Raw genomic sequence first — 22,517 nt, 5'->3', positions numbered from 1 at the left:
AGTGTCTTACACCCTCTCCACAGGCGTTACTTCCTGGATGACCTACGGTAGCTCTTGTTATTCGTTTCCCTTCCTCGCGGATATTTATCGCTGCATTTATATCTCGGTCATGTTCCGCTCCGCATGAGGGACATTTCCATTCTCGGATTTTCAGGTCTTTCACTTCCATGTTCCTGTAACCACATTCATGACAGAGCTGGCTTGACGGATACCATTTATCTACTTGCAGCAATCGTTTCCCGCGATAATACAATTTATATGACAGCATTTCTCGCAATTTTCCGAAGCTGTTATCCGATACTGATTTTCCGAAACGCAATAATTGGCTCATTGTCCGCATGTCTAGTGTTTCTATACATACAGCATCATATTTTTCCGCTAAGTTATATGATTTCTTGTGAAGATAGTCGCTACGCTGGTTCGTTATTTTTTCGTACTCCAGACATACCCTCATTCGCATTCGTTCTCGGTTCTTGCTACCTATTTTTCGTCTGGAATGCCATCGGCATAGTCGCGCTAATTTCCTTTCATGCTTGCGCAAATATCTGGGATAATTCGCTCGTTCTCCCTCTGAGGTTACGTACAAATCGTGCATTGAGTAATCCAGTCCGATAAATTTATGAGCCTCTACTTCAGGTACTTGGCTTTCGTACTCTACAAGTATGCTTACATAATATTTATTCGTTGACGTTTGCTCAATTGTCGCACTCTTTATTACTCCCATCATCGGGCGATGCTGAACTATTTTTACATAACCAACCTTCGGCAACTTAATTTTTCCGTTTTCCATTCTTATGCTCCCATGCTGGTTATTGGTCGTGTATCTCTTGCGGGTTTTCTTTTTGCTTTTGTACTTCGGAAATCCGGCTCGTTTCTTTCGGAAAAAGTTTTTATATGCCGTCTGCAAATTTAACTGCGCGTTGGCTAGGGCTAAACTGTCTACTTCCTTCAGCCATTCATACTGGTTTTTATATCTGGCTGGTGTTACTGACAAGGATTTTCCTGTCTGCTGGTAATGCTTGATTTTATCTGCCAGCATTAGGTTATAGATAAAACGTACACAGCCAAATGTCTTGGCAAACATTATTCGCTGTTCCTTATTCGGATATATTCTGAACTTGTATGCCCGGTTCATTTGCTCTGCCCTTGTTTTTCTATATATTTTCTTATTACTTCTATCGGTGCGCCTCCTGTCGTAAGCAAACAGAAACTTCTTGACCAGAACATTTCTTTCCAAAGTTTTCGCCGTACAGCAGGAAAATTTTTCTTTATCAGGCGTGATGAAACACTTTTATATGCGTTTATGAACTTGGATATTTCAGTATTGGGATGAGCGCGGAACATTACATGAACATGGTCTTTGTCATGCTTCCATTGCTCCAAAGTAATGTTATGAAGTTTAGAGATACGGAGAAAAATATCTTTAGCAAACTCACTCATAGTATCATCGAAAACCTGACGGCGATATTTCACGACAAGAACTAGATGATAATATAATAAGAATACTGAATGATTATTGATTATTAGTGTCTAAGTTCATGATATTACAGCCTATAAGAAGGATGACAACTGAATTATAACTTATCAAGATAAGTAGGCACAATTCATCTCACCGCTTACGCTACGGTTAGAGGCGGGAGACTTCTTGCGCGGTTATGTTAAAGCCGTATGCGTAAATTCCCGGCAAGGAATCCGGGCGGAGGGTTGATATTGTATGCTGTTTCCTCCGCCGCAATAATTCCTGCGCTGTATCACTAGTTCTTTATGCTTATCTCTCCTAGCCAGTAATAGCCCCATGCCTTTGCCTGCTGTGCCAAAACGGGCGTGTCCTGGGCGTACCACTTGAAGCCCGACTGCCTAACGAGCCTCTGAACCTTGCTGTAGTTCCGCGCAAAGACTCTTTTCGGCGACCTAACATCACCCGTATCAAGCTGAGTCCACATTGACCCCGTCCACACGTAAATCACTTTCGGACTCCCTCCAAGCCACGCCGCAGGAACTCCAAGCTCCGACAATACGCACATGCGGTCAACAGTACCCCGCCAATTTCCCGCGGCCATAAATGACGCATTGAATGTCCAGTCAGGGATGTACGTGGAATATTTTTCACCTTTCGACATCTGATTGCGGGTGAAGCCTTTCTGTCTGACCGCTTGAATTTCTGCGTTATTCGGATATTTCCTAAGCTCTGAGATTTGAACGTCAGAAATCCATTTCGTTATGCCCGCCATTGAAGGCACTATTGAGCCGACGACATAATTTGTCGGTACAAGGTTAGGCCCTTCCGCTGTGCCGTATACCCACATCCCGTCATCGTTTCTGTGCACCGGATAGCCGTCAAGCGTGATATACCATCCCGGGGGCATGTCATACGGTCGGTAAACATAGAAAGTCATTCCCGCGTAGGGCGACTGAGGCACTAAAAGCGGCTCCGTAACGTAGCGTTTCGCGTGGGACTCTGAACACAGAAGCAGCAGCGCGAAAACTGCAAGAGTTATGCGTCTCATCATCAATAAAAGTCCCTCCCTAAAATAATATGGCCGACCCATTCATAGCCCCACATGGCCGCAAACTGTGCCAAGACGCTGGAGTCGTCATCCGTCCAATGAAGGCGGTTTGTCTTGTTTGTGCTGACGGTCAAATCATATATTTCACGGCGCAGGATATTTCTTGCGGTTGAGCCGGGATTCTTTGAGGCGAGCTGAATCCACGTCATTCCGTTCCATGCGTAGACTGCTTCAGGAAAATCACCCTTCCACGCGACCGGGATTTTAGGGCGGTAAAGGACTCCCATTTTCGTTATGCTCTTCTGCCATTTTCCTACGGCCATGAAGTTAGAGTTCTGCGTCCAGTCTGAAGCGTTAGGGCTGAAATGCTGAGGGGTATAAATTTCCGCGTGCATTTCCGGCGGCATGTATACAACGCGGCTTGATTTCGGGTCAGTTTTTGCTGACGGGGGATCTTTTACGCGGTCTCCTCCCAGTATGGGCGCGACTGATGATATTTTCGCGCTGTACGGCTTGAGCCTCACGACATAGGGCAGGACTGAGCCGACAACGTAGCCGGTTTTAGCGATGCCGGATTTCTCCGCAGTGGCGTAATGCCAGACTCCCTTCTCGCCTTTGTACACTAAATAGCCGTCAAACGTAACGTAAAAATCTTTCGGGAGATTCGCGGGCTTGTAGACGTAGAAATTCATTGAGTGATACGCGGGCTGATTTACCCGTATGGCTTTCTCCGCGGCAAGTCCTTCAGCGCATATCACAGTCAGCAAAAGAATCATCCCGGCAAAAATTTTCCTCATCATCAAATAATCACCTCGCTAATTTTGTCCCTGTCCGACCGGGGGAATCGGCCTGTCTGAAATTGTCCCCGGGTCAGGTGCATATTGTCCCACAGGGGGGAGATACTCATTCTGCCGTCTCGGAGCTGTCTGCGGTTCGGGCTGAGTCTGCCGTGCGGGCGGCGGAACAGGAGTCGGAGTCTGCTGTCTCGGTGCCGGAGTCGGAGTCTGACTCTGATTCTGCTGCCGCTGTGTGCGAGGCTGAGTCCGTGTCTGCGGTCTTACGTCCTGCGAGGCGGGAGTCTGAGTCCTAGTCTGAGATTTCCGGGCGGTCTTTGCGGGAGTCTTTGCTGTGGCTTTCGCGGGCTTCTTCTGAGATTGACGGACTACCCTGCTTTCCGGGACTGTCGCGGACTTCTTGCCCTGCGCGGGCTTGGCCTGAACGCTTGCTGATTTGTGGGGCTGTTCGGTCTGATTCTGTGCGGGGCGAGTCTCGACTCTCTGTCCTGGTTCGGGCGGAGTGTACAGCGGTTTATCGGCTCTCTTCTGGACTCTCATTATCTTTTCCCTGTCCGGGATTATCTGGTCATTCTCCGGGCGGGACATAGTGATGTCCGTATTGTATGCGGGAAATTTTATCGTCTGCCGTTCGTCAGCCTCAACGGACTCAGCGTCAGGCGGAATATACACAGGGGACTCGCCTGTTTCTGTCAGCTCTTCCGGGCTTGGCGGGACATAGACAGCGGGATTCCATGAGTCTCCGTCAAGCGGGGACGCTCCCGGCTCAGGGGGAGTATACACGGGTACCTGCGGAATTTCGGGGTCATTGGGCGCATTCGGGAATCGTGAGACATTGAGCGGTACGGAAGCTGTTTCGACAGGGTGGACTCTCGCGGGGCGTTTAGGATCCCACAGGGGAGTTTTCTCCGGGTCATCGGGGTAAAACACGACTCGCGACAATGGCTCAAACGCCGGATCAATCGTTATGGCTTTCGTGTAGAAATACTGAGCCTGATAGAATCCGCCGGTCTTCTCGTGATATACCCCGTACCAGTACCACGCGTTAGGGTTGTTGCGTTCCTCCTGAATGGCTTTGAGGAGGTACGGTTTTGCCTGCTCGTATCGATCCTGCTGCATAAGCTCTATGCCCTTCTGAAGTGAAGACTGCCTCACGGGCGCGGGCTTTCTGCGTGATGAAGTTTTCGCGGGGGGCGTTTTTCTCGCGGAAGTCTTCTTTTGGGGAACGGGCTTTTTCTTTGCGGGAGTCTTTTTGGGAGCGGGCGCGGGCTTTGGAGTCTCCTGCTGTGCCGGGGGCTGTTCATTGTACGGGGGATATATTGCGCTGTCATCATCGGGAATGATTGAGGCGGCGTATAAACTTTCAGCAAACATCAGAATTGCGGTCAGTGTCAGAAATATTTTCCTCATCATTTATCACCTGCCTGTTATGCCTGTTTCTTTTACGACTAAATCCTTCAGGGTTACGGGTTCTTTCTTGTTATCTTTTACGACTCTGACTATTGCATTGTCATCGTAGACTTTTATCACCTTTACTTTTCCGACAACTTTCGGCAATACTACAACAGGCTCATCCGGGACGACAGTAACATACGTGTCCGCCCTCACAACGTCAAGAACCTCGCCGACTCTCACACCGTCATTGCTTCCGTCAGGGATTCTTCCCAGCGAGATTATATAGTCGCGGCGTTTGCGTGTTGATGTCGCTGTAGGGGCTAAGATTCTGCCGATTGTCCTGTACTTGTCCGAGAAATTATCACGTCCTGCCATCATTGCGCCGGGGTCATTGGAGCGGATTACGTTGCGGATTTGGTCAAGTGACTCCCGGTGGGCGTTGGCGATTGCGTTCTTGATTGCCTGCCAATATGCTGTGCCTTTGAACTGATCCCAAGTCGGGCGGCTCATCTGTTGTCCTTTGTATTTCCCCTGAGTCAGCCCGAAAAGGTCAAAGCCATTCTCAAACGGCACGCCCAATCCCGCCACAGCCGCGTCAAACCAGAATATAGAAGCCTCGTCATCAAGCGTGAATCTTGAGCTTTTGCCGCGGACATTACGCACGGAAATTTCGCGAACCCTCGCACGGTCAAAGACTCTAATCCGTACAAGCACCCTTCCTGAAGTCGATGTGCCTATAATATGTTTGTCCTTCATGACCGCCGAATACAATTCAAGCTGAACGGCCATGTCATCGCCCTGTCTTGACCCGGATAACCATCGATTCATGGCGGCCTCGTCGAGGACTCTCGCGTCAATCATCGGCGAAGTTTTGTAGAGGGATTCAAGGTAGTCCGACATTTTTTCCTCAAGCACGTTATACGGGTAATACTTGCTCTGCCAAATCTCAAGCTCGGTGCTGTTAATTGTCGGGAAAATTACGACTGAAAGCCGCCTCTGCTGCCCGGCCTCCGAGATTCCGCAGAGTGTCAGCAAAAGAAGCGCGCACAAAAATTTACGTATCATCCTTCAATCAGCCCCGCGAATTTCTGCACATAAGGCCGGATATTTCCGTACCATTCAGAGAACTCCCTAGCCCACAAAAGCCGCGTGAGCGTGTAGAACTCATTGCCGGACACGCCCCCGATAGTGTCATCATTCATTGCCTCCGTGAAAATTTCTGTCGGAATCATTATTACCATGTCGCCGCGGTGCTTTGCTGTCTGCATTCGCGGGTTACAGCCGAAAGCCGTCAGCCTGTCGCGCTCGTTTGCGTAGAAAGTAACCCTGTAGGGAACATCGCCGATTGTCCCTGCGTTGAAGTCAAAACGCCTGTTTCGTGTGAAGCCTGAGTCCTGTAATGATTTCTCGCTGTCGTCTGAGTACGATATATCGACCTCATTCGCCCGGTAAATGTGGCGTATATATGCCGTGAGCTTGTAGCCGAGACGGGCTAATTCAGCGTCATTGATTGAGAGTTTTTTGACGGGTGCTTTCAGGACTGTAACATTTGGGTTAAGGTTTACGGGTTTTTCTCCGGCTGTCCAAAAGTAATCGGAAGTCTTCGAGCCGTCCGCCCCGCAGTAAGAGAAGCCCAAGAGCATGGCCGCGGCTGTAACCCTCAATGTGTTGTGCCATCTCTCCGGGTTAGCCTGCTTGAGAGCGTCAACGACTCCGAGGCTGAAGAGTCCTTCCGTTGTCCTCATCTTGAGGCTTGCGATTCTGAGTTTGTCTTCCGTGAGTGATTCGGCCTCCTGAGAATTTGCCGGGAAAAACGGACGGAACACCCCCGAATTTCTGTCCCCCTCGGAGCAGTCAGCAATCCACAATGAAGAGCGTTTCTCCTCAGTCATCATGGCAAAGTCCGACTTGCTGGAGAAAGGCTCAGGATGATGGACGGCCTTCTCCAAGTCAAGAAACAGCTTCAGGAACTTGACCTTGAAATTAGTCCGTGCGAAATATTCGGTTAAGATTCTTGAGACTGCCGGGCCTAAGTCGCTCACGGTGTAATTGAAATTCTCGCCGGGTTTTTTCCCGCTGATAGAAAGAGTGCGTGATTTTTTCTCTATCCATGATATATGAATCAGCTTGCGGGAATTTTTCGCCTTGTTGAGGACTGAAAGCCGGGGAGTTTTTCCGCGTGTCCAAATTTGGAGCGCAAGGTTTGAATCAATGTCGCAGGAACTGATTATTTTTCCCTGTTCTTCCATCTTGAAAATTTCTCCCTTGTTGTATTAATGAATGCCGAAATTATAGCGCAAGTGAAATTAGTTATTATTAGGGATTGAGATTGCCTGCATAAATTTTATACAATCTGCATATAAAATTACCCGTAAAAATTTCGTGAAGGTGGCGCGTAACATGAAGGCTAAAATTTTGACGGCGATAATTTTTGTGACGGTGCTGTGTTCGGCGGCATTTGCTGACTCGCTTCCTTCCGTGATGATGCTGTCGACAAAAACATGACCTGCCTGCGCTCAGATGGCCAAAGTTTTGGCTCAGATAGAGAAGGAATACGGCGGGAAGGTCTCAGCGTCTCACATATATCTTGAGGACAGCCCCGAACTGGCAGAAGAATACCGGGTGCGCTATGTTCCCATGCTGATATTCAAAGACGCGGGCGGAAAAGAGATAGCGCGGGAAATAGGCTACATGCCAAAAGACAACGTGCTGAAAGTTTTTGCGGACAACGGCATAAACATAGAGGGAGCGGAGTAATTCATGAAGGCTAAAATTCTGACGGCGGTAATTTTTGTGGCGGTGTTATGTTCGGCGGCGTATGCGGCTCTTCCTTCTGTAACAGTGTTGCTGAAGAAGAATAGCCCTGAGTGTGAAAAAATGCTGTCAGTTCTCAGGCAGATAGACTCGCAGTACGGCACAAGAATCGCAACTAGCTACATATATCTCGATGAGCATCCCGAAACGGCAGAAGAGTACAAGGTTCGCCACATTCCTATGATGATATTCTGGGACGCTGACGGGAAAGAAAGAGCGCGTGAAATCGGGCCGAGAACATTGGAGCAGGTGCTTGCGGTTTTCGAGAAGGTCGGCATAAAGATATAGCCGCAATAAACAATTTCTGCATCATAATAAAGTCTCCTTAAAGATTCCGGGGCTGCCTTTGAGAGAGGGGCGGCCTCGGTTTTAATGTCAGGCTACTAAAAAGAGCTGAAATCCTTTGAGGGGATCACAGCTCCAAAAAACTCACGGCTACTACAGTTTAATTGTTATGACGTACTCACCATGAGAATACTTGATCGCGACATCTTTGTCGTCAAACCACACGACATAAAGTCCGAAGGCCATTGCAATTAATTTCAAGATTTTTCTCTTCACGTCCATTTCCCCCCTTGTTTGGCTGGGAACGGACATATTCTTGTCCTCATGGGCAATCACCACCTTTCGTATAATTTTTGCCATTGATAGATTCAATGAACGATAAACATTTTACCTCAAAGTCGCATTTTAGCAACCTCCAAAACAGTGAGATAACACCCCCCACTGAGTCTCTTTTCTGCCCGCTATTTCAGGCTGGCTTCCTCCGTCTTTATTTCCCAGTGTATCAGGAACGTAAGCGCACCCCTAAGCACGATTATCGCGCCGAGTATCGCAAGCTCTGACCATTCACGGACAATTACCGTCCTCAATACCTCGCCGCCGAGCTTGAACTCAAGAGACAGTGCTATGCCCTTCGCGAGAGTGAGCCTAACATGTGAGTCGCGCATGATTATTCCGCAGATTGATTTCACCGCCGTGAACAGCAGTATCGTTACGCCAACGCACTCCATCAATAATATTCCGTACTGCACAACGAGCTTGAAGACTCCTTCAATCTGAGTCAGAAACCCCATGATAAATTTTCCCCCTTTCGTGATAGCAATATTCTACACGAGAGGAGGCCGTTATCTTTTTATCCGTCTTGGGAACTTATGTCGCTTTGTTATAGTCTAAATTGACTGGTTGATATTACTGGCAAAATCTTTCATACATGCTGCCTGTTATTTCATCAGGCTCGATTTCTTTATGCTTACGTTAAACCGGGAATGTTTCGCGCCGTCCGCGTCCGTAAAGGTGTCAATCTCAAATTCCGCGTAGAGGCTTATGAACAATATCGACAGAACAAGTGCAGCCTGCCACATGCTTTTTCACCTCCTTCGCCACGTATTTTTTTGACTGCCGCCTCCTTGGGATTATTTTTCCGCCGTGAGATTACGGGGTGCTTATTTTAGCACTGAGGGAATTTCAGCGCAACAAAAACAGCGGGACAAGAATCGCCCCGCCGTATGTCTCTCTTGCTATTTTCCGTTCCTGTTCAGGTTATCGAGCTGTTGACGTGCGTCTCTATCCCCTTGATTCGCCGCCTGCTGATACCAGTAACGCGCTTTCTGCAAATCTTTGCTGACTCCGTAACCGTATCTATAGCAATGCCCAAGCAAACGCTGGGCTTCAGAATGTCCGTTTTCAGCAGCGATTGTGAAAAGTTCAGCGGCCTTTGCATTGTTAGGGCCGAAAATGCCGTAATTTTTGTAGCCCTCCTGGTATATCCTTTCGAGTTCCTGCGGGGTGTATTTCTTCGGAGCTTCGTATTTCTGCCCGGCAAAATGACTCTGCACAATCACAAACTGCGCGTAAGCATTCCCGCTCTCGGCAAGCCCCGTGAAAATCTCTTCCGCCTTCTTTGCGTCCTGCTCAATTCCCCAGCCGTAAAGCAGCGAGTCGGCCATGAAGATTTTTGCGCTTACAGAGTCCGCGCTCGCACAGCTCATCACTACAGGCATTACAGCGGAGTAATCACCGTAAATTTCGTCCCTGAGTCCGTCATGAGCCTTCATGAGTCCGACAACCTTCCCGAAATCCTGAGTGCCTCCCTTCATCTGTTCAGCGATTCTCAGAGCGTGGAATATTGACGGGCTTCCTGCTGACCTGCTTAGGCTTTCGAGATTCTTCACGGCACCGTCAACACCGTCAAAGAAATCCGCCAATGCCGCCGCCCTCGCTCGAACGTCATCGCTCATTCCCTTCGTGAGTGCGCCGAGCCTGAGAGATCGTGAGACTTCCTGCGCTGATTCGGAGTCGAGCCTGCCCTTTTTCATTTCTGCGAGCAATGCCCCGCTAATATCTGTCTCGTACTCAAAATCAACATTAAGCTCTAAGCATTCAACGCCCTGCTCTTTGTCGCCCATCACAAAAAACGCGACTCCGGCAAAAAGGTTATTCGCCCAGTCATCTTTGGGAGTGTTTGAGCGTATCACTTCGAGAGCGTCAAGAATAGCGCGGGAATTTTTCTGCGGGTCATCGTCAGCAAGTTTCCTCACGCGGTATTTCTCTGCCTCGACTTTGTAGGGGTCTCTTCTGAGGACTGGCCGCCACACTTCGCCGAACCTCTTGAAACTTTTTTCAGCTTCGGAGGCATTGCCGGATTCCTCTGCTGATTTTGCGCGGTAATACCAGTAGGGAGGGTACACCGAAAACTCGTCCTCAATCGCGCGCAGCATACGGAGCTTTTTGGCGGAGTCCTGCTCGTTCAGTGCCTTGTAGTAGAAGCTGAGAGTCTTTTGAGTGAGACGGTAAGAGTCTGGGAGGCTGTATTTTCTGAGGAGATTCCATGAGGCTGTGAGGAGTCTTTGCTGAAGAGAGTCGCATTCGGAAATTTCCTGACGGTCTAAGAGCCACTGCGAATTTCTCAGCTCCTCTTTGAGCATGGCCGAGTCGTGTTTGAGTTCGTCCCTCAAGCCGGAGATTTGAGCGCGTGAGATTTCAGCCTGAGAATTTGCCCGCTGTCCTTCCGACTCGTAATATCCGCGCATGAACTCTAAACGCTGATATGAGTCGTAAGCATTCACGGTGTCATCGAGGAGTTCCGATGAGCTGAATATTCCGCCGAAGAATGACGAGACGCACGAGACCGCCATGTTTCCGAGCCAGCCTGCGATTATTGCGTTCTGCTCCGAATTTACGCGGGCGATTCCCTGTGATGAGGCTTGCGCTTCATTTTGTGCTGACCTTAGCCGGGCTTCGTGAGTACGAATGCTTGAGAGTGCGTAAGATACGAGTCGTTTCTCTGCTGTGTCGTAATACGTGAGGAATCTCCGCGAGTCTTCCGACCGTAGACGCTTGCTTGTGATTACGGTCATCAAGTCCCGGTAAAGCGCGGTCATTTCGGTGTCGCTCTCAATGTTTCCGAGACTAAGGTTGTTGATGATACTGCTGTATTCCTGCTCAAGTACTGCTCTGCTTTCCGCCGTCAAAATTCGGTTGACCGAGACAATTGCCATGTTGAGGGCTAACATTGTGTGCTGAGGGTCATACTCTGCGTGAAGTGGCGATGATGAGAGTATGAGAATGATAATTAGTGCTGAAAATTTCTTCATGCTGAATGCTCCTTTGTGTTTGGGAATGGGAATATTCTACACGAAATTCATGGCGCAAATCGCGCAGCCTCTGGCGGCTTCCTCCTGGTATTTCGGGACTCTCACCTCAAGCCCGAAAATTTCGCCCGCAATCCTCCGCATTATCTCATTTTTCCGCAGGCCGTTCCCGGAACCCACAAGGACAGCGGCATTCCTTCCCGTCAAATTCTTCATGGCCGTGTACATTCCGTGCAATTCAGCAATAATCCCCCGTATGACTCCGACCGTGAACGCTCCCGGCGTGAAGTTGTCCGATGTGATTCCCGTTACGCTCCCGGTGATATTGGGATTGGAGCGCGTACCCTGAAATCTTGTGTCGACATTCCACGCATGAGTCAGACCCTGAGTCCGCAAAAACTCTTCAGCGTGCCGGCTCATCATGTCATAGCACGGACTCCCGCAGATTTCCCGGTAGAATCCTTCAAGCATGGCATAAGCCCTCCCCCCGCAAAGTGCCGCACCCGCAAGAATATATTTCTCACCGTATGGCCGAAGCTCTATGTCTCCGTCAGTCTCAACGAAATTTTGAGTCATGAATGAAACCTGCGATCCCGTTCCGACATTAAGCAGGAGGGTATTTCCCTCGTCGTCAGCAGAACCCATGAAGCTGGCCTGATTATCTCCCATTGAAGTTATGACAGGCACATTATTTCCCGCATGGCCAATTAACGCATAGCCTTTCACATTTTCGGGAAGGAATAAGACATCAACGCCCGCAGATTCGAGTCGGTCAATCATGAACTCACGCCGCTGAAGGTCAAAGCCTCCAAGCCCCGCGGCCATCTCAGCGGAAAGAACCGGGGAATTTTTCCCGCAAAGTTTCATTGCTATATAGTCGCTGACTGTCGAGAGCCTCACCGCCCCTGCAGGAATTTTCCCGGCCCGCTGAAGGTAGAAATGAGTCGCGACTCCGTAGCCCGCTGAACATTTCACGCCGTGAGAGCGCAGAATTTCGAGCGATGATTTTCCGTCAACAGGAATATTCGCGCTTGGGTCTTCCCATGTGTAGAGGGGGGACAGGGGATTTCCGTCTTTGTCGAGGTATAACACTCCGTGCATTTGGCCTGTGAAGCCGATTGCGGAGGGTGCGCCGTATTCCTGCGTTATCGATTCGAGTCCGGCCATGACCGCCGAGAGAATTAGCGCGGGATTCTGTACCCGTGATTCGGGGAAATCGCCGGGGATAAATGCGCCGTGATTGATTGTCCTGCTGGCTACAAGCTCGCGGGATTCATTGATTGCGGCTAGGCTGACTGATGTTGTGCCTGTATCGATTCCGATGGTGTAATTCATGCGTGATTGCCTCCTGTTTGTTTGGGATGGCAATAGTATAATCAGCCTGTAAAGGAGGAAGCATCATGAAAAATTTGCTGATGTGCGCTGTGATTCTGGCTCTTTCGTCCGTAAAAGCTCATGCACTTTCACGCGCTGACGAACTCAGGCAAGCCTATAATCTTTCGGGACATTCGGAGGGCGGCTCATTCGCTGAGGTCTACACGTCATCTTCAGAAACAGACGGGCGGCCTTCAGCAGGAAGCATATACTTTTTGCTTGGCGCGGGCGAAATATCACACTTCCACGAAATAGACTGCGAGGAAATCTGGTACTATCATGAGGGCTGTGGCCTCAAAATCACAGTGCTTGCTGACGGAAAAATGACTCAATATCTTCTCGGCGCGGACATTCGCAAAGGACAAAGGCATATGGCGGTAATCCCTAAAGGCGCAATATTCGCGGCGGAAAATCTCAATGATGACGGCTTCACTTTCGTGTCATGCGCGACTTCTCCGAAATTCAGGTACGAGGGCTTCAGGCTGGTGGGCAAAAAGGAAATCCGCGAGAGATTCCCAGATGTTGCAGATGATATAGATTACCTTGCGTATTAGGGTGCATACTGTGTAATTTCGGTATTCAAAAAATGTGCGGGGACTGTATAATTACCTCATCCAAAATTTTTTGCGTACAAAATTTATATCATAGGAGGAAGTCTCTTAATCATGAAGAAACTTTTTGTATTACTCCTCGCAGTATCCCTCATTATCGGTTCGGTCTGTGCAGCAGGCGCTCAGGGCAGGAAATTCGGCGCAACCTACATGACGATGAACAATCCGTTTTTCGGAGTCATGAACGACGCAATCAAAGCGGCTGTTGAGGCAAACGGCGACACGCTCATAACGCTTGACCCAGCACTTGACCCCGTGAAGCAGATCTCACAGATTGAAGACATGGTAGCGCAGGGCGTTGACGCAATTTTCCTTAACCCTGTCGACTGGCAGGCAGTTGCCCCCGGACTCATGGCCGCCCACGAAGCAGGAATCCCAATCATCAATGTTGACGCGGCTGTCTATGATGAGGACTACGTAGCCTGCATAGTCGCTTCTGACAACCTCGCCGCCGGACTCGTCTGCGCTGAGGACATGCTCAAGCGTCTTCCCAAAGGCGGGAAAGCCGTAATTCTCGGACATCCCACAACAAAGACAGGCATCGACAGAATCGCAAACTTCAAGGCTACAATCGAGAAGCACCCGGAATTTACGATTGTCGCGGAGGACAGCTCAGAAGGTCAGCTCGAAATAGCCATGCCGAAAATGGAGAACATCATTCAGGCTCACCCGGATATGAACGTTGTTATGTGCGTCAATGACCCGACAGCACGCGGCGTAATTCAGGCACTCAAGGCCGCGAACATGAAGGGCGTATTGATTTACGGCGTTGACGGCTCACCCGACGCAAAGAAGGCCATAAAGGAAGGCGACATGACCGGAACAGCGGCGCAGTCCCCCATCAACATCGGCAAAATCGGCGTAGAGATGGCCTATAAGATTCTCGCGGGCGAAAAAGTCGAGAAGCATATCCCCGTACCCGTACAGCTCATCACAATCGAGAACGTTGACTCATTTGGCGTTGACGGCTGGCAGTAGACTATGAATGACGGAGGGCAGGAGCGTTTGCCTCCTGTCTTCTTGTTTTTATGGAGGTGAAAATTTTTATGGCAGAAGAAAATATTTTGCTCCAAATGAAACACATTCACAAGAAATTCCCCGGCGTTTACGCGCTGAAAGATGTAAATTTTGAGCTGAGAGCCGGAGAAGTCCACGCGCTTTTAGGCGAGAACGGAGCAGGAAAATCTACCCTCATCAAGTGCCTTGCAGGTATCTATATCCCCGAAGAAGGAGAAGTAATCGTAAAGGGCGAGTCCCACATCATGAAGAGTGTCGCTGACTCACAGGCTCACGGAATCAGCGTCATTCATCAGGAATTGTGCTTAGTGCCGTACTTGTCGATTGCTGAGAATATGTACTTAGGCCGCGAACGTAACGTAGCCGGAATCATCAAGCGCGGAGAAGAGAACGAAGCCGCCCGGAAAATGCTTCAGCGTCTCGGCCTCGACTTTGACCCGAACACGCTAATCAAAGACTTGAGCATTGCCCAGCAGCAGATGGTAGAAATCGCAAAAGCGTTATCAGTAAAGGCTGACATTCTCGTGATGGATGAGCCTACAGCGTCTTTGACGGACAAAGAAACGGAAGTACTTTTTGAGACGATGAGACAGCTAAAGGCTGAGGGAATCGGAATCATCTACATCTCCCACAGAATGAGCGAGCTATTTGCGATAACAGACCGCGTAACTATCATGCGCGATGGTCAGTATGTCGGCACAGTCAACACACGCGAGACTACGAACGATCAATTAATCGCAATGATGGTAGGGCGAGAATTGACTCAGCTTTACTTCAAGGACGAGGTGAAGCCGGGAAAAGTCGTTATCGAAGTGAAAGACCTAGTATCGCCTCCGTTCGTCAACGGCGTATCGTTCGCAGTGCGTGAGGGTGAAATTGTCGGAATGTCCGGGCTTGTCGGCGCAGGAAGATCTGAAACGGCACACTGCATTTTCGGGATCGATGACAAGTACACGGGGCAGATTCTCATTGACGGGAAGCCGGTGCATATTCGCTCAGTGCGTCAGGCAATGAACAACGGAATCGCGATGGTTCCTGAGAACCGCAAAGAGGAAGGACTCGTGCTGATTAATTCCGTCGGCTACAATCTTACATTGACGGTACTTCACGAAATCTTCAGGGGGCGGCCATTGGGCAATCTCGCAAAAGAGACCGACACAATCACGCGCTACATTAAGGAACTGGCGATAAAGACTCCTTCAGCCGAACAGCTCGCGGAAAATCTTTCGGGCGGAAATCAGCAGAAGATAGTAATTGCAAAATGGCTTGCGACAAAACCGAAACTCTTAATCCTCGATGAGCCGACAAGGGGAGTCGACGTAGGAGCGAGGGCGGAAATTTACGGCTTCATGAATGAGCTTGCGAAACAGGGAGTCGCGATTCTCATGATAAGCTCAGATTTGCCGGAAGTCATCAACATGTCAGACCGCGTATTAGTCATGCACGAGGGAAAAGTTACAGCCAATCTCAGCAAGAACGAACTGAGCCAGGAAACAATAATGCGTTATGCGACAGGGACAGGAGGAAATATCTATGCCGCTTGAGAATCAGGTTAAGGCGCAGAACGGATTTACGCGCTACTTCAAAGAAAATATGGGTACGCTTATCGGGCTTCTTGCGATGTGCGTAATATTGTCGCTCACAACAAACGGAGTCTTCTACTCACAGCGAAACTTAGTGAACGTATTGCGGCAGGTGTCATCAAATGCCTGTCTTGCGTTCGGAATGACATTCGCAATCATCACGGGCGGAATTGATTTGTCTGTCGGGTCAATTCTGGCTCTGTCTGGGACTCTCAGCGCGGGCTTCATCGCGTTCAACAACATGCCGGTGGCGCAGGCTGTAATACTTGCTATCGTAATCGGTACGGCTCTCGGACTCTTCAACGGATTCGTAATCGCAAAGACAACAATCCCTCCGTTTATCGTAACTCTTGCGATGATGCAGATTGCACGAGGCGCGGCGTATATTTACTCCAACGGCCAGCCTATACGCGCAATGTTCCCGGACTATCAGATAATCGGAACGGGCTGGCTTGGGCCGATACCCTATCCCGTAATCTACATGATTGTGTTCCTGATTGTGTGCGTGATTCTCCTCAGCAAGACTCGTTTCGGCCGTCATGTTTACGCGGTCGGAGGAAACGACAAGGCAGCAATATTTTCCGGCGTGAACGTTGCGCGGACAAAGATACTTGTCTACACGATGAGCGGATTTCTGGCGGCGTTTACGGGCGTTGTACTGTGCGCGAGAATGGCATCAGGTCAGCCCACAGCGGGACAGAGTTTCGAGATGGACGCGATTGCGGCTACAGTTTTGGGCGGTACGTCAATGTCAGGCGGAGTCGGTAAAATCGGCTCAACAATGATCGGCGTGTTAATCATCGGAGTGCTGAACAACGGCTTGAATCTTCTCGGACTCAATTCCTTCTGGCAGCAAATCGCAAAAGGCATAGTGATATTGCTTGCGGTTTATGTCGACATGCTGAAGAAGCGCAGAAAGTAATCAGACTACACACGGGGGGCAGAAATTTTGTCCCTCGTTTTTTTATGGGAGGCGATTTTGAGATGAGGAGAATATTTTGCGCGGTTATAATTCTGACTCTGCTGTGCGTTTCTGCGTCTGCTGAAAATGATTCGTCATCCGTAATGCACTTCAGCGACTCGATTTTGCGCGATGAGGCCGGAATCAAATGGGAAGCATTCGGAGACCCGGTGCTTTCGTCAAAAGAATCTGTAACGGGAGGAAAATCGCTTTACCTTGACGGCGACTCGTATCTTCAGACCGAGAACAAAGAAGCGTTTGATTTCCCGCGTGAGTTTACGATGGAAACATGGGTATACCCGGTTGAATACGTAACTGACCGTTATCCCACGACAACATTCACTGTATTCAGCAGATGGCTTCACGGCACGAGGACTCTTTACAACGTGAACCTCGTAAAGGAAGCGGGCGGGGACAACAGCAAACTTTCTTTCTACTCCGACTTCAGCGGCTCAGTGTCGGTTGAAACTGAGTCCGAAATACCCATAAGGCAGTGGACTCACATAGCAGTAACAAGAGACTCTGAAAAGGTAGTGCGCTTGTTCATCAACGGGAAAATGAAGGCCGAGAAAAGAATCACGCTGAACTTCACGAGCGATGAATACCCCATGACAATAGGCGCGTCATCAAATGCAATGCGTAAATCAATCGGCTATATTGATGAGTGGCATGTGTATAAACGCTGTCTGTATACGGGAAATTTTGAGCCTTCACGCGGAAAACCTTCAAGCGCAGGGAAGCCGGAAAATTCACAGAGTATAGAATCTTCACGGGGCTTTTCGAATCGTGCGGAAGAGTCATTCGGCTGTCATTGCGGATATTCAGCAGCGGACGAAATAAGGAAGTTCAAGAGTCTTCTTGATGACGGAATAATAACGAGAGAAGAATTTGACGCAGTGAAGAAAAAATTGCTTGGCCTGTAAAAGAAAATCCCCCTCCGAATTTCTGAAGGGGGAAATTTTTTTGTTACAGCCCGAAAATTTCGGAGTGAGTTCCGAGCCTCTCAAGCCAGAGAACATCATCATCAACATACGCATAAATCAGCTAGAAATCAGGCCGTATATGACACTCGCGGAAGCCCTCCCAGTTGTTATGAAGCGCGTGATCGTGATACCGTTCGGGAAGGGATATGCCATTCTCAAGCGCATATATAATCGCCCATAACTCGCCTTTAGGGTGAATGATAATATTTCTGTATTTTCCGCCTAGTACACGTTCGTAATCACGCTTGAATTTCCCGCCGTGCTTCGCTTTCCTCAAGGTCTGCCTCCTCGCGCCATTTGTCAAATTCCGCGAAAAGCTCATCAATTGTATACGGCCCGTAGCCTAAATTGTGGTCGGTCTCGTACTTGGCGCACAAAGTCCCGTATGTCGGATTACCGTACCTGTCATAAATTGCAGCCTCATACGCAGGATCATCATCAACATAATCCGGGTCATACTCGAAACGCTCCCAAAGCTCTTCCATTGTCATTTTGCGGTCAGGCTTAACCCAAACTTTTTTCTTCTCCGTAACAGCCATAATTTTCACCTTCTCACTAATGACCGTGCGGCGTAATATCCAGCATTGCCCGTTCATACACTAAATCAGACTGCAACAGAACGCAGAAACACGCACTCAGCGGAATCACCGCAAGCCATATAGTTTTCTCCTTCAGGACGGGGGCGAGTGCCGTAACGCTTATCCCCCCGATCATAAACGCGAGAATGATTTTTACGTGCTTCAGCATTTTTGCGCGGGCTTCTTTTTCCTGCTCGTGATGCCTGATGATTCTTGCTACTGAGATTCCTATCTGCCTTACGTGATTTGTTACGAACGTCGTAGCCATTGGGACTCCTTCAGCCTGCCGGAACGTGTTAAACTGCATGGCACAGAGGAAATTTATTATCACCTGCGCTATCTGATCCGGCCATGAAAACGGAATGAATCCCACAATGAACAGCGTTACAATCTCAATGCCGACAAGCAATGTGTCCCAGCGTATGAAGTGAGCCTTTCTGACTTTCTCCGGGAGAATTTCAGACAATATAGTGCCGAGTATGTACGCCGTGAAGGGAATCAGGTAGTACAGCGCGACACTGTAACGCCCCCAGCCTATAGCCGCCGCCATCTTGACGATGTTCCCGGTCTGGGCGTTGCTGAAGACCTGCCCCCGCAAACTGTAAGTGTAAAGTCCCATCATACCCCCGGCGACCGTCAGAAGCTCAAAGATATAATACTTCTCGCACGTCAAATAATGCTCCCGGTGAAGCTCCCTGTGAAGCTCCTTCTGTTTCTCACTCGCTCGCTGAAATTGTTTCTGCAATTTTCGCACAGCCTTTCTTGAACGGACATTTTCCGCAGTGAGCGTGATTAGCCGGGTATGACTCATTTTTCCCGGAAGCGCATTCCGCCGCGGCTCTCTCTATTCTCTCACGTATCGGGGCAAAGTCTGTAATTGTCCGTCCATATACTGTATTTTCCCGGAGAAACGCTATTTTAGCGTCAACGCTTTCTGCTTTCGTCTTCTCGTGAATCACATACGCATAGAAATCGAGCTGTGAGTCGTAGAATCCTTCAGGGACATTATCGACAGCCGTTATTTTGTAGTCAGCTACAATATTTTCCACAACAGCGTCAACAGCTCCGGCCATGACGGTATTATCATCAAGCGGAATCCTGAACATATATTCCCGTTCCGCGTCCGGCGAATTTCTCAGGGTCATTCCGAGAGGACTCCGGGCAAAATCCATCAGCCATTTACGGAGCGTGTTTTTGTCGCAGTGCCTCCACGTGTCGCGCAGGTAACCCGGAAGCCTGCCCAGCGTATCACGGTCATAAAGCAGCGTGTCAATGTCCGACTCGTAATCATCACTGACAGGCCGCCGCGACAGTATCCAGTGTGCAAGACTCCCAAGTGCCGCCCCGCCGACCGCTGAAATATCATCGTCAGAATCATTCCCCATATCAGGAAGCTCCCATGTCAGAGTCCGCCCCTGTCGGTATTTCCGCCTCCACGCATACGCGCACCACTCATACAGCGCGAATGATGTCGCCGAAATCTGACGCAGTGCCCGCACAGCCTTCACCGTTTCGACAGCCTGAATGACTTTCTCCGCGTCATCATGGCCGGAAATTTCCGGGACGTTCCCGCCGTCAGCCGTAATGATTTCAGGAGGCTCACTAAATCCTGGTATGCTCCTCAGCAGGAAATCTGACCACGTATCAGGATAGCCTCTCGGAGTCGTGTCCCCTGTCTTTTTGTCGATGGGCTTAATCAGTCCGCAGAAAATCAGACTGTCCTGCGCCCTTGTGCAGGCAACGTAGAATAGCCGCTCTTCCTCTTCCGTGTCGCCCTGCCCTGACAATAAATTGTGCCAGCCGGATAATTTTGACCTGAAATCTTTTGCGGGTGAAATCTCATCGGGAAGCCTGCTGAAAACGATACCGAGATCCCGCGAGGGCTTGAGGGGATTTGAGTCGGGCTTTCTGCTTACGGAGTCGGCAAATACGACTGTTACGGGGTATTCGAGTCCTTTGGCCGAATGGACTGCGCCGAGCCTCACCGCGTTTTCGTCCTCATTATGCCAGGCGGGTTCCTCGTACTGTGATTTGTTCCTGACTGAGCGAGTCATGTAGTCCGCGCATGAAATGAGGCTTGATGTTCCTGACGACTGAAATTCGCGGGCAATCCTCAGAGCGAGCCGGACATTACGCAGGACTCTGAGCCTGTCTTTTTCCGGGTAACACGAAAGCCAGTCCCTTTTTCTGTCGTAGAACGAAATAATCCCGGAAGCTCCTTCATTTTCGCCGACAACAGAAAGATATTCGAGCCGTGAATATGCTTCCGGGAAATTTTCGCGGATAAGGTCTGCGGGCTTGTGATTTTTGTCCGGCAAGGCGAGGCATTTTGCGACTGCGTCATCTTCCTTCACGCCTGAGAACGGAGACATAAGCCAGCCCATTACGGAGAAATCATCGCCGAAATCAGCGGCCGCCCTGAGTGTGCATACTACATCGCCGATTTCCCCGCGGCTGAAATAGTCGTTGCTTCTGTCTTGGACTGAGGGAATCCCGTAACGCTCTAATGCCTCCTCAAGTATCGCGAAACATCCCCGGCTCCGTGAAAGTATCGCGAAATCCGAGAATTTCACCGGGCGTATATGCTGCTCTTTCTTGTCCCAAACTGTTCGGCCTTCACTGACCCATGACAATATTTTTCCGGCTAAGTCATCGGCGAGGATCTTGCGGCTTTCCTCCGCCCCGTAATCATTCCTGAGAAGATACACCCCGAAATCCGGCATTGTCCCGGACTCCCGGCCGTCAATATTATTCGCCGGGGACAAGGCGTTGTACTTCACATTCTTCATGGACTCCTGTCGGCTGATTCCGTCCGGCCACAATTTTGCGAACATTGAATTTATACGGGACAACAATATTTCGCGAGTCCTGAAGCTGGTATCAAGAGAAATTTTGCGTGTGTCATTGCGTGAAATGACATCGGCGAATAGTGCGGGGTCTGCGTGCCTAAACTTGTATATTGACTGCTTAGGGTCTCCCACAGCGAAAAGCCCGGAGCCGTCATCATAATTCCTGAGAGACTCAATCATCCCGAACTGCAAGGGGTCTGTGTCTTGAAACTCGTCAACAAGAATATGCCTGAACGCCCGCCGGATTCCTCTGCCTTCAATTGTTCGCTTTGCGTGAAGTATCATGTCCGAGAAAGATAGAAGCCCGCGCTTTGACTTCATCATGTCCCAGATTGCCCGCGAAACCGCGCAAAATCTCATGAGGGTACGGCGCATTTTCTTTTCCTCGTCTGTTACGGGCAGGAGAAAACTTGCGGTGATTTTCCTGACTGCTGAAGGCTGTTCACCTCTCCATACTGACAGAGTGCTTCCCACAGCGGTGTTACGCAATGCGACAAGGGCGGCACTTCTCCCGATATAGGCGGGATTATTCGCTATCTGGTCATAAAAATATCTCAGCTCGTCATCATTCGCCGGGGGATTGGCTCTCATTCCGTCAAGAAAATTCTTGAGGGCATTCCCGGCCATGTCTGAAGATTTCACGCCGTCAACTGTGATATTCTGCCACAAAGCCCACGCCCTGCGCCATTCCTCCCGCAATACGGCCATGACCCTGCGCCCGGACTCCTCAAGCAATTTTGAGTCATCATCAGCCCATTTCATCATATCCTGCCACGAAAGCCCCGATGACGAATGAAGGTCAGCGGCATTCCGCGCAAACGAGGCGAGATTCCCGGCTCCCCATTTCCCGACGGCGGCATTCATGTATGGGTCATCATCGAGAGATTTTGCGGCTACAACAATTTCACCCTTTGCGTAATTCTGAGCGAGCCGCCCGAGCCGGGCAAACTCCGCGGCGTTGCGTACGTCCTCCCAGAATGCCTGCTCCTGATACGCCGAAATCACCGAGGCCATCGGATCAATGTCGAGCGACAGCCCCGACTCGCGTATAAGCCTCGTGGAAAATGAATGTATTGTCGAAATCCATGAATCACTCAGGCCGTCAAGAATATTCTGCTTCCTCTCGTGATTCGGGTAATCCTTCAGGGCTGACTCTATGAGGGACTCTATGCGGGCTTTCATTTCTCCGGCGGCGGCTTCCGTGAAAGTGAGCGTGAGAATGTCGGACGGCAATAAATCATCATCATCAAGCAATAACCGCAAATAACGCTGAGAAAGCACCCATGTTTTTCCCGTGCCTGCTCCGGCCTCAACTGTTATGGTTTTGTCGTTGGCTGTGATTGCGTCTCGCTGTCCTTTCGGGGTATCTTCTGAAAGCGTAAGCATAAGCATAAAGACTCCTCTCTGTGAAAATGTAAATGACAATCATAATATCACGCGGCAAAAACGGGCTTAATT

Annotated in this window: 21 protein-coding genes and 1 pseudogene; 7 read left to right on the top strand and 15 right to left on the bottom strand. The window is 49.7% G+C overall.

Annotation, left to right across the window (positions count from 1 at the left end; genetic code table 11):
* Positions 1-67: 67 nt before the first annotated feature.
* From IKQ95_00760 to IKQ95_00730, 7 genes and pseudogenes are all read right to left on the bottom strand, one after another.
* Positions 68-1,135, bottom strand: a pseudogene (locus tag IKQ95_00760) (transposase).
* Positions 1,132-1,524, bottom strand: a complete 393-nt coding sequence (gene tnpA / locus IKQ95_00755; protein MBR4195224.1) for an IS200/IS605 family transposase — start codon at positions 1,522-1,524, stop codon at positions 1,132-1,134. Before tnpA ends, IKQ95_00760 begins: the two are co-directional and overlap by 4 nt.
* A 230-nt stretch (positions 1,525-1,754) precedes the next feature.
* The gene (locus tag IKQ95_00750) at positions 1,755-2,510 is read right to left on the bottom strand and encodes a hypothetical protein (GenBank protein MBR4195223.1); all 756 of its coding nucleotides are present in this window, start codon (positions 2,508-2,510) and stop codon (positions 1,755-1,757) included.
* Complete coding sequence (locus tag IKQ95_00745; GenBank protein ID MBR4195222.1) at positions 2,510-3,307, bottom strand: hypothetical protein; 798 nt, start codon at positions 3,305-3,307, stop codon at positions 2,510-2,512. Before IKQ95_00745 ends, IKQ95_00750 begins: the two co-directional genes overlap by 1 nt.
* A gap of 15 nt (positions 3,308-3,322) precedes the next feature.
* Complete coding sequence (locus tag IKQ95_00740) at positions 3,323-4,711, bottom strand: hypothetical protein (GenBank protein ID MBR4195221.1); 1,389 nt, start codon at positions 4,709-4,711, stop codon at positions 3,323-3,325.
* Positions 4,712-4,717: 6 nt separating this feature from the next.
* The gene (locus IKQ95_00735) at positions 4,718-5,761 is read right to left on the bottom strand and encodes a hypothetical protein (GenBank protein MBR4195220.1); all 1,044 of its coding nucleotides are present in this window, start codon (positions 5,759-5,761) and stop codon (positions 4,718-4,720) included.
* Positions 5,758-6,945 carry a hypothetical protein gene (locus tag IKQ95_00730; protein MBR4195219.1) on the bottom strand — a complete coding sequence of 396 codons (1,188 nt, stop codon included), beginning with the start codon at positions 6,943-6,945 and terminating at the stop codon, positions 5,758-5,760. The genes IKQ95_00735 and IKQ95_00730 overlap by 4 nt, the downstream gene beginning before the upstream one ends.
* A gap of 283 nt (positions 6,946-7,228) precedes the next feature.
* Here IKQ95_00730 and IKQ95_00725 point away from each other — a divergent pair, with 283 nt between their 5' ends.
* The gene (locus IKQ95_00725) at positions 7,229-7,453 is read left to right on the top strand and encodes a thioredoxin fold domain-containing protein (protein MBR4195218.1); all 225 of its coding nucleotides are present in this window, start codon (positions 7,229-7,231) and stop codon (positions 7,451-7,453) included.
* Between the two features lie 3 nt (positions 7,454-7,456).
* Complete coding sequence (locus IKQ95_00720) at positions 7,457-7,798, top strand: thioredoxin family protein (GenBank protein ID MBR4195217.1); 342 nt, start codon at positions 7,457-7,459, stop codon at positions 7,796-7,798.
* A gap of 458 nt (positions 7,799-8,256) precedes the next feature.
* Here IKQ95_00720 and IKQ95_00715 read toward each other — a convergent pair whose 3' ends face one another.
* The 4 genes from IKQ95_00715 to IKQ95_00700 all read right to left on the bottom strand — a co-directional run bounded on the left by IKQ95_00715 (position 8,257) and on the right by IKQ95_00700 (position 12,438).
* Entirely contained in the window at positions 8,257-8,586 is a 330-nt protein-coding gene (locus IKQ95_00715) for a DUF1622 domain-containing protein (GenBank protein MBR4195216.1), read from the bottom strand.
* 147 nt (positions 8,587-8,733) lie between these two features.
* Entirely contained in the window at positions 8,734-8,874 is a 141-nt protein-coding gene (locus IKQ95_00710) for a hypothetical protein (GenBank protein MBR4195215.1), read from the bottom strand.
* Positions 8,875-9,030: 156 nt separating this feature from the next.
* The gene (locus tag IKQ95_00705; GenBank protein MBR4195214.1) at positions 9,031-11,106 is read right to left on the bottom strand and encodes a sel1 repeat family protein; all 2,076 of its coding nucleotides are present in this window, start codon (positions 11,104-11,106) and stop codon (positions 9,031-9,033) included.
* A 36-nt stretch (positions 11,107-11,142) separates the two neighbouring features.
* Positions 11,143-12,438, bottom strand: coding sequence for a hypothetical protein (locus IKQ95_00700; protein ID MBR4195213.1), 1,296 nt, complete (start codon positions 12,436-12,438; stop codon positions 11,143-11,145).
* A 65-nt stretch (positions 12,439-12,503) separates the two neighbouring features.
* Between IKQ95_00700 and IKQ95_00695 the strand changes: the two genes are divergently transcribed.
* The 5 genes from IKQ95_00695 (at position 12,504) to IKQ95_00675 (ending at position 17,572) form a co-directional block, all read left to right on the top strand.
* Positions 12,504-13,031 carry a cupin domain-containing protein gene (locus tag IKQ95_00695; protein ID MBR4195212.1) on the top strand — a complete coding sequence of 176 codons (528 nt, stop codon included), beginning with the start codon at positions 12,504-12,506 and terminating at the stop codon, positions 13,029-13,031.
* Between the two features lie 111 nt (positions 13,032-13,142).
* On the top strand, positions 13,143-14,066 hold the full coding sequence (locus IKQ95_00690) for a sugar ABC transporter substrate-binding protein (protein ID MBR4195211.1): 924 nt from the start codon (positions 13,143-13,145) through the stop codon (positions 14,064-14,066).
* Between the two features lie 68 nt (positions 14,067-14,134).
* Entirely contained in the window at positions 14,135-15,649 is a 1,515-nt protein-coding gene (locus IKQ95_00685) for a sugar ABC transporter ATP-binding protein (protein MBR4195210.1), read from the top strand.
* On the top strand, positions 15,639-16,610 hold the full coding sequence (locus IKQ95_00680) for an ABC transporter permease (protein ID MBR4195209.1): 972 nt from the start codon (positions 15,639-15,641) through the stop codon (positions 16,608-16,610). The genes IKQ95_00685 and IKQ95_00680 overlap by 11 nt, the downstream gene beginning before the upstream one ends.
* Before the next feature lie 647 nt (positions 16,611-17,257).
* Positions 17,258-17,572: an SHOCT domain-containing protein gene (locus IKQ95_00675; GenBank protein ID MBR4195208.1), complete on the top strand. Its 315-nt coding sequence runs from the start codon at positions 17,258-17,260 to the stop codon at positions 17,570-17,572.
* Positions 17,573-17,693: 121 nt separating this feature from the next.
* Here IKQ95_00675 and IKQ95_00670 read toward each other — a convergent pair whose 3' ends face one another.
* From IKQ95_00670 to IKQ95_00655, 4 genes are read right to left on the bottom strand one after another with little or no spacing between them, the layout of a single operon-like run.
* Positions 17,694-17,909 carry a type II toxin-antitoxin system YafQ family toxin gene (locus IKQ95_00670; protein MBR4195207.1) on the bottom strand — a complete coding sequence of 72 codons (216 nt, stop codon included), beginning with the start codon at positions 17,907-17,909 and terminating at the stop codon, positions 17,694-17,696.
* Positions 17,872-18,171 (bottom strand): hypothetical protein, encoded by a 300-nt coding sequence (locus IKQ95_00665; protein MBR4195206.1) that lies wholly within the window; start codon positions 18,169-18,171, stop codon positions 17,872-17,874. Before IKQ95_00665 ends, IKQ95_00670 begins: the two co-directional genes overlap by 38 nt.
* Positions 18,172-18,187: 16 nt before the next feature.
* Positions 18,188-18,955, bottom strand: coding sequence for a DUF1275 domain-containing protein (locus tag IKQ95_00660; protein ID MBR4195205.1), 768 nt, complete (start codon positions 18,953-18,955; stop codon positions 18,188-18,190).
* Positions 18,927-22,445 (bottom strand): UvrD-helicase domain-containing protein, encoded by a 3,519-nt coding sequence (locus IKQ95_00655; protein ID MBR4195204.1) that lies wholly within the window; start codon positions 22,443-22,445, stop codon positions 18,927-18,929. Before IKQ95_00655 ends, IKQ95_00660 begins: the two co-directional genes overlap by 29 nt.
* Between the last annotated feature and the right edge of the window lie 72 nt (positions 22,446-22,517).

Source organism: Synergistaceae bacterium (assembly GCA_017540085.1).
GTDB lineage: Bacteria > Synergistota > Synergistia > Synergistales > Aminobacteriaceae > JAFUXM01.
This window is presented reverse-complemented; position numbering and strand designations above follow the sequence as displayed.

What these genes read in the sequence shown, in the direction of transcription:
- IKQ95_00675 (MBR4195208.1), top strand. Translation starts at nt 17,258, where the DNA reads ATGACAATAGGCGCGTCATCAAATGCAATGCGTAAATCAATCGGCTAT.
- IKQ95_00680 (MBR4195209.1), top strand. Translation starts at nt 15,639, where the DNA reads ATGCCGCTTGAGAATCAGGTTAAGGCGCAGAACGGATTTACGCGCTAC.
- IKQ95_00750 (MBR4195223.1), bottom strand. Translation starts at nt 2,510, where the DNA reads ATGATGAGACGCATAACTCTTGCAGTTTTCGCGCTGCTGCTTCTGTGT.
- IKQ95_00715 (MBR4195216.1), bottom strand. Translation starts at nt 8,586, where the DNA reads ATGGGGTTTCTGACTCAGATTGAAGGAGTCTTCAAGCTCGTTGTGCAG.
- IKQ95_00730 (MBR4195219.1), bottom strand. Translation starts at nt 6,945, where the DNA reads ATGGAAGAACAGGGAAAAATAATCAGTTCCTGCGACATTGATTCAAAC.
- IKQ95_00705 (MBR4195214.1), bottom strand. Translation starts at nt 11,106, where the DNA reads ATGAAGAAATTTTCAGCACTAATTATCATTCTCATACTCTCATCATCG.
- IKQ95_00710 (MBR4195215.1), bottom strand. Translation starts at nt 8,874, where the DNA reads ATGTGGCAGGCTGCACTTGTTCTGTCGATATTGTTCATAAGCCTCTAC.
- IKQ95_00685 (MBR4195210.1), top strand. Translation starts at nt 14,135, where the DNA reads ATGGCAGAAGAAAATATTTTGCTCCAAATGAAACACATTCACAAGAAA.
- IKQ95_00740 (MBR4195221.1), bottom strand. Translation starts at nt 4,711, where the DNA reads ATGAGGAAAATATTTCTGACACTGACCGCAATTCTGATGTTTGCTGAA.
- IKQ95_00745 (MBR4195222.1), bottom strand. Translation starts at nt 3,307, where the DNA reads ATGATGAGGAAAATTTTTGCCGGGATGATTCTTTTGCTGACTGTGATA.
- IKQ95_00665 (MBR4195206.1), bottom strand. Translation starts at nt 18,171, where the DNA reads ATGGCTGTTACGGAGAAGAAAAAAGTTTGGGTTAAGCCTGACCGCAAA.
- IKQ95_00695 (MBR4195212.1), top strand. Translation starts at nt 12,504, where the DNA reads ATGAAAAATTTGCTGATGTGCGCTGTGATTCTGGCTCTTTCGTCCGTA.
- IKQ95_00655 (MBR4195204.1), bottom strand. Translation starts at nt 22,445, where the DNA reads ATGCTTACGCTTTCAGAAGATACCCCGAAAGGACAGCGAGACGCAATC.
- IKQ95_00735 (MBR4195220.1), bottom strand. Translation starts at nt 5,761, where the DNA reads ATGATACGTAAATTTTTGTGCGCGCTTCTTTTGCTGACACTCTGCGGA.
- IKQ95_00700 (MBR4195213.1), bottom strand. Translation starts at nt 12,438, where the DNA reads ATGAATTACACCATCGGAATCGATACAGGCACAACATCAGTCAGCCTA.
- IKQ95_00720 (MBR4195217.1), top strand. Translation starts at nt 7,457, where the DNA reads ATGAAGGCTAAAATTCTGACGGCGGTAATTTTTGTGGCGGTGTTATGT.
- IKQ95_00690 (MBR4195211.1), top strand. Translation starts at nt 13,143, where the DNA reads ATGAAGAAACTTTTTGTATTACTCCTCGCAGTATCCCTCATTATCGGT.